Below are 6287 nucleotides of genomic sequence, written 5' to 3' on the forward strand. Positions count from 1 at the left end.
GTAGTTCTGCTGCTGTTGACGGCGACCGTTTTTGACGACGTGAGTGGATTGACAGTCTGGACATTGCATCAGGAGACCCTCAACGCTGCATCATACTACTATTGTGCAACGCCCAGTCTTGAGTAGTCCCAGCGTCACAAGCTTTGCTGAACTCAGTTGTAGCCCTTTGTTTCGACAGCAGTGGTCAAGCTTGTATGAAGCTCTGCAAGATAGCCGTCCCCAACGGCGCAAGCTGATGCGACTGTACATTGAGCAGATGCGTCAAGGTGAGCGTCCTGTGCTAGCAGGTGATCACACCATCTGGGCACGTCCCTATGCAACTACCTTGCAGGAGCGTACTTACGAACATCAAGTTGCGATGCTCGGCAACCGACCCGTAGGAGTGGGGCAAGGCTGGAGTACCCTTGCGTGGATTCCCGAATCTGGCACCAGTTGGGCATTGCCCTTACGACATGAGCGCATCACCAGTTTCGAGAGTTCGATTAGCAAAGCGGCATGGCAACTGCAACAGGTGTGCCAAGTCCTGTCCATTCGCGCGATCTCCTTGTGGGATAGTGAGTATGGTTGTGCACGCTTTGTCTTGGCAACCGCAGACATCACCTGTGATAAGCTGATGCGCTTGCGCTCCAATCGCTGTTTTTGGACAACTCCGCCCACTTATAGCGGCAGAGGCAGACCGAGAGTGCATGGCGATAAGTTCAAGCTCAGTGACCCGGCTACCTGGCATTGCCCCGACCAGCAGAGTGAGGTGGATGACCCTAAGCAGGGACGATTACGCTTGAGATGCTGGCAGGGAATGCACTTTCGGAGACTGTACAGTTTTTTGTGTAAGCGGTCAAAATAACATCCAATGATAGGAGACCGCCCATGAAAGAATCGAATCCTTCTGCCGCCAAAGTCGACCAGTTGCTCGATGAACTGCTGCAAGATTACTCCGGACCCGAAGCCGTTCTTGGAGAACAAGGGTTGCTGAAGCAACTCACCAAGCGTTTGGTGGAAAAGGCGCTACAGGCAGAGTTAAGCCATCATCTTCAACAACACAACCACCCCTTGACTCCCGGAGCAGAGCTACCTAGGGAACGCCGTAATTCCCGCAACGGCTTCTCCAAGAAAACGGTGCAAGCCGAACTCGGAGAACTCGAACTTCAGGTACCTCGGGATCGCTTCAGTCAGTTCGAACCCGTTCTGGTCAAAAAAAGACCTCCTGCATGAATCAAGAGGGATGTGCCAGTTCATAGTTGAGCAAGCCAGCAATCAAGTTCAAGCGTAAGTCAAACCGCTTTCTCCGGTTGCGATACCGCCCTGAAAAGATGCGGAAGATCTTGAAGCGACGAATCACATGCTCCACTCTGACCCGCAGTCGAGCTAAGGCCCGATTATGCTGCTTTTCCTCCTTTGGTAAAGGCTGCTGGCGTCGCTTTTTGGTGGGCGTACACGCTCCAGGGTGAAGTTTGGCAAATCCTTGATAGCCGCGGTCAGCTAAACACAACTGGGACGAGACAAACGGCAAGCGACTGCGCTTGAGCACCTTGAAGTCATGGGTTCTGCCCGTGTCCACAGCAGTACAAATGATTTGCTGAGTTTCTAAGTCCACCACCAACTGTGCTTTTAGCGTGTGGCAGCGTTGCTTGCCACTGTAGTAGCGTTTTTGTTTTTTTGGGGCGTTCAATCTCTATCTCACCGACATCAACCATCATCACCTTCCACTCCCAACCGGGTTGATACAACTGACGTTGACTCGGCAGGCGAAACTTGCCACTCTTAACCAGCAGGTCTTCCACTTTTTTTACAATTCGGCCGACCGTAGTTTCGTGCAGTCCCCAACTCACCCCGATGTGGAATTGGCTACGATACTCTCGCCAGTAAGCCAAAGCGACTAATAGCTGGTCTTCAACGCTCAGCTTTGTTTGGCCCCCTCGCCGTCCTCGGCGATCTAGAGGGGGGCGTAGCACTTCAACCATCTCCCGAAAAGTACTACGACTCACGCCACATAAGCGCTTGAACTCCGGATTCGATAGATGCTCTAGCTCCTGGTATTGCATAGCTGCTGCTGGAATGCGTGCCCACCCAAAATTTAGCCCGCTTTTCCTCTCTGCGGTCACTAACTGTCACATGTTTTCCGATTCATGCAGGAGGTCTAAAGGACAACGACGCATCAGTGGGTTGGATGACAAAATCCTCGCTCTCTATGCAAGGGGATTGAGCACCAGGGATATCCAAGCGCAGTTGGAAGAGCTCTATGGGGTGGAAATTTCTGCCACCTTGATTAGCCAGGTCACCGATGCCGTGGCTGAAGAGGTGCGGCAATGGCAAGGCCGACCCTTGGACAAGGTCTATCCGATTGTCTGGTTAGATGCGCTCTGTGTCAAAGTCCGCTCCGAAGGGCGAGTTAGGTCCCAGGCGGTCTACCTGGTCTTGGGGGTCAACCTCGAAGGGCACAAGGAACTGCTGGGGATGTGGATGTCTCCGGCAGAAGGCGCTAAGTTCTGGCTCTCGGTGCTGACGGAATTGAAAAACCGAGGGGTGGAAGATGTCTTTATCGCTTGGGTCGATGGTCTGGTGGGATTTCCAGAAGCCATCAAGACCGTTTATCCTCGTGCTCGGGTCCAGTTGTGCATCGTTCACTTGATGCGTAAATCGCTCAAGTATGTGCCCTGGAAGTTGCAGCGCGAAGCCGTAGCCGACCTCAAACCCATCTACCAGGCAGCCACGGTTGCGGAAGCGGAGGCAGCCCTCGAAACCTTTGCCCAGAAGTGGGACGAGCATTATCCTTCCATCAGTCAACTGTGGTTGCGGCACTGGGAGCACATCATTCCGTTGTTTGACTATCCGGCAGACATCCGACGAGTGATCTACACCACCAATGCCATTGAGTCACTCAATCGTTCTTTGCGTAAGGTGCTCAAGACCAAGGGGCACTTCCCCAGTGATGAGTCTGTCTTCAAATTGCTCTACCTGGCCCTGAGCAATATTGCCAAGCGATGGACGATGCCGATCCCCAACTGGAAGCAAGCGCTCTCACGCTTTGCTATCGAGTTTTCCGATCGTCTATCCCACTGATTCCGAATCTGGCTTACACAAAATTCTTGACACACTCAAGTTCCCATTCATCTGAACATAAACACTGCTAAAAAAATAAATTGTACCCCTAGATTGCCAACGTAAATGTTGGAATTGCCGTTGAAGTTATCAGGACAAAAATGTTAATTGGCTTCACGGTAGGCGAGTCTTTTATTGATTTAGGTATCACTTAAAAGACTTCCTGCATGAATCATGAAGGGTGTGCCAGTTCGTAGTTAAGCAAGCCAGCAATCAGGTTTAAGCGTAAGCCAAACCGTTTGTTTTCTACGGTGCCTCTCCACGATCGCCAACTGTCACACGCTTTCCTATTCATGCAGGATATCTACTCATTCTGAACCGACCAACGCCTTCCAAAGCAAGGCCCGATCGCTCCAGGCAGAGCGCATTAAATTCCAGCGAACTTCAGGGGTGGTGTGACCAAACAAGTTCATCATCGTTTGCAACATTTCGGGGGTAGAGAGGGTATTTGTCAGAAAAGCAGTCCACTGCGATCGCGGCAACTGAAGGAAGGAGGCAAAGAAGGCCTGTAGCAGTTGTTCATCAAATCGCATCAAATTCTCTAAACCAAACAGGTAGAGGGCGCGTTTCCGCCTCTCATCGCTTGACCACAGCGTTTGCCATACAGATGCAGCAATTCTGGCAGGGGGATCGTTCTGATGTTCAACTGCATGAGCGATCGTCTTCGCGACCCTAGGTGCACGTCGTAGCAAAGCGCCCACCATGTAACCTGAGGCGGGATGCACCAGACTCGCCGCTCCACCAAACCCCATCACTGCCTGGTCGAGCGACGGTAACGGCAGATTCATGGGAAACAAACAGTACTCCACGTGCTGCACCGCTTTCACCTGCACCCCTCGAAAGGCAAGACGCTGCTCTAACCGCTGCTGCAACACCTCAAACGTCACAGCAGGACTGCTCGCCAATGACGTCTCTTCGACAAAAAAGACATCATTGCCTAAATCCATCGCGTAGAGGAAGGTGGGAGGCGCTTGGCGTTCCGCAAGTGACAGGTGCTCTGAGCGGTAGTCCATCAAGACAAACTGCTGGGATTCGATCGGGGGTGAGGAGAATCTGCCCACGATGCCGTAGGCTGCTTGGTAAGCAATGCGATCGCTTTGGAATCTTTGTAACAGCGCCGGTTTGTGACCACTGGCATCGATCACAAGTCTGGCGGATAAAGTCGTTCCTTCGGTGGTTGTGACACAAGAGCGATTAGCTAGATGCTCCACAGCAGCAGCCGTGCCCTGATGCCACGTCATTTTGCCGCGATCGCAGCGTTCCAAAAAGTAGTTTTGCAGTTTGACGTTATCGAATAAGCCATATTCGCGTTGCAGCGCGATTTCTTGTTGAGCCGCATAAGCCACACTATTTTGCCAACGGTGTCTCAACAGATGCGTCAGGTTCATCGGCTCTAACTCATCACACCAAATCCCATAGGTGTTTGACCACTCAACCGGAGGCGGAACAGGTGCTAAACCGGCAACGTTCAACCCTTCATCACAAAGAGCAGCGGCGATCGCCAATCCTGCGGGTCCAGAGCCAATGACCAAAGCATCAAACACCACAATCTAACCTCCACTTTCCAGAACAGAGCCACTCCAATCGGATTCCAGCTGGCTGATGCTAGTTTCTCTTGCCATGCTGCTCAACAACTTTTCCCGGACTAATAAATGAAATTCCCTGCCCTCCAGAGGTGTTGATCATGACTGCTTCAATCACAGGTTCTGACACCGTTTTTTCTGCAACCCATTCCACCACAAAGTTTGCCCCTGACCCACCACCAGTATCATCTGCTGCCACAAAGAAGCTAGTGGAAGCCAGGGGCTTTAAGGCGACTGGACGCTCAATCTCTTGCCGTATGAGTTGGCCCTCCGTATCGTAGTACCTCACAGCGGTAATGATGATGGGATCGCTCGAGTCTGTATTGCGAACGCTAAGCGTCGCTGATAAATTCATCACCCGATCTTGGCTATTGTGATGATAGATATGCGAATAGATGGGAACATAAACGATTTGCCCCATGACGATATCGTCTTGATTGAGGGAAACGGTTTGAAGCTGAATTTCACGGTTTTGAACCGACGACGGATTTGACAAGTGGGTTTGAGGCGAGCAGGAAGCAATCGCGATCGCCCCAATCACCCCAGCAAAAGACAGATGATGTTTCAGCCTCATCAACATTCACCCTCTGATACTGATGCAACATTGGTTCTTCAAGCATAGTTGGAACCCCTGCAGGCTCAAATAGTAGTCACTCCATTTCCACTTAGCGCTTGGCACTGCTGGCTCGTTTCAGACTTGCTAACATTCAACACTATTTCTCTCACTTTCATTGAGGGTTAACCTTGGATCAAGGGAGTCAAATGGACTCGGCACCGCGTTGGTGCGGGTGCGGTCTCCACCGGTGCGGTTGAGGGCAGTATCCTTAGAAGGCAGTTGCCATCAGCGTTTTAGCGCTTGCACCAATTCCGGTGCGCTGAGTGCGGTCGTACGTCGCGTGCAAGGTCAGCTTGGGACTGCACCGCCTCAGGAGATAAGCTGTGATTCGTCAGCCAATTCCTCAGAATCAAGGTCAAGACAATATCAAGATATTGCTGAAGGTTGGTATCCGATCGCCTCCCAGTACAAGGTGTGCTCCTGAGTTTGTCATAGACTAAGTGATCCGAAGTTGTGAGACAAGTTCAGTTTGATAATTGGTTGAGGTTATCCTAGTCGTGCTTTGTTATCAAGTGAGATTCACCTGGACTGAAGCAGACGAGGTTTTACTGTAAGCCAGAGCAGAATTTGAGGAGGAAGTGCTGCTCCAGTACCTTCTTCCTACCCATCCATAGGGCGATACGTGCTCCGCACAGGCAAGCCGACGCGCCAGCAGTTTCCAATAATAAAGATACGGTTGATGGCTAAATGATCTCGTGGAATTTCTTGAAGTCATCCGGGTCTTCACCCCACGGTTTTCCGGGTAAAGGGCGATCGTGCTTTTTGAGAATTCGCCTCAGTTTCCACTTCGCTGCCCGATACTTATTGCTCGTTCCTGATTTGCCCACATTCCACACAATTTCGATGACTTTGGTTTGGGATTTGTAGACATCGAAATTCTTCAGAACCGCTTCAGTGAGCTGAGGGTTAATCTCAGGGTCGAGGGGGTCAAAGGGGTCTGGCACCGCGTTGGTGCCGGTGCGCTCTTCATTGGTGCGGTGGGAGTCACT

Annotated in this window: 7 protein-coding genes and 1 pseudogene; 4 read left to right on the forward strand and 4 right to left on the reverse strand. The window is 51.5% G+C overall.

Annotation, left to right across the window (positions count from 1 at the left end; translation table 11 throughout):
- The first annotated feature begins 103 nt into the window (after positions 1 to 103).
- A complete protein-coding gene (locus H6F68_RS00235) occupies positions 104 to 844 on the forward strand; it encodes a transposase (RefSeq protein ID WP_399312298.1) in 741 nt (246 codons plus the stop codon).
- A 23-nt stretch (positions 845 to 867) separates the two neighbouring features.
- The gene (locus H6F68_RS00240; protein ID WP_190555702.1) at positions 868 to 1212 is read left to right on the forward strand and encodes a transposase; all 345 of its coding nucleotides are present in this window, start codon (positions 868 to 870) and stop codon (positions 1210 to 1212) included.
- A 1-nt stretch (position 1213) separates the two neighbouring features.
- On the opposite strand, the gene H6F68_RS00245 is transcribed toward H6F68_RS00240, so the two are convergent.
- Positions 1214 to 2042, reverse strand: a protein-coding gene (locus H6F68_RS00245) for an IS5 family transposase (RefSeq protein ID WP_242065279.1) whose coding sequence is annotated in 2 segments (ribosomal slippage) — positions 1214 to 1652 and positions 1651 to 2042 — 831 coding nt in all. Because the reading frame shifts where the segments join, the coding sequence is not laid out codon by codon here.
- 97 nt (positions 2043 to 2139) lie between these two features.
- Here H6F68_RS00245 and H6F68_RS00250 point away from each other — a divergent pair.
- Positions 2140 to 3060 (forward strand): annotated as a pseudogene (locus tag H6F68_RS00250) (IS256 family transposase); the annotation flags it as partial.
- 347 nt (positions 3061 to 3407) lie between these two features.
- On the opposite strand, the gene crtL reads toward H6F68_RS00250, so the two are convergent.
- Complete coding sequence (gene crtL / locus H6F68_RS00255) at positions 3408 to 4646, reverse strand: lycopene beta cyclase (protein WP_399312301.1); 1239 nt, start codon at positions 4644 to 4646, stop codon at positions 3408 to 3410.
- A 58-nt stretch (positions 4647 to 4704) separates the two neighbouring features.
- Positions 4705 to 5256 carry a DUF3124 domain-containing protein gene (locus tag H6F68_RS00260; RefSeq protein WP_190555703.1) on the reverse strand — a complete coding sequence of 184 codons (552 nt, stop codon included), beginning with the start codon at positions 5254 to 5256 and terminating at the stop codon, positions 4705 to 4707.
- Between the two features lie 157 nt (positions 5257 to 5413).
- Here H6F68_RS00260 and H6F68_RS00265 point away from each other — a divergent pair, with 157 nt between their 5' ends.
- On the forward strand, positions 5414 to 5722 hold the full coding sequence (locus tag H6F68_RS00265; RefSeq protein ID WP_190555704.1) for a hypothetical protein: 309 nt from the start codon (positions 5414 to 5416) through the stop codon (positions 5720 to 5722).
- A gap of 259 nt (positions 5723 to 5981) precedes the next feature.
- Here the strand turns inward: H6F68_RS00265 and H6F68_RS00270 are convergent.
- Positions 5982 to 6287, reverse strand: a 306-nt coding sequence (locus H6F68_RS00270; protein ID WP_190555705.1) for a hypothetical protein, incomplete at its 5' end; no start/stop codon positions are given.

It is taken from the genome of Trichocoleus sp. FACHB-262, from assembly GCF_014696035.1.
In the GTDB taxonomy this organism is placed as follows: Bacteria; Cyanobacteriota; Cyanobacteriia; order FACHB-46; family FACHB-46; genus Trichocoleus.

Bases quoted from the DNA above. Each gene is read 5' to 3' on its own strand.
- H6F68_RS00240 (WP_190555702.1), top strand. From the start codon at position 868: ATGAAAGAATCGAATCCTTCTGCCGCCAAAGTCGACCAGTTGCTCGAT.
- H6F68_RS00260 (WP_190555703.1), bottom strand. From the start codon at position 5,256: ATGAGGCTGAAACATCATCTGTCTTTTGCTGGGGTGATTGGGGCGATC.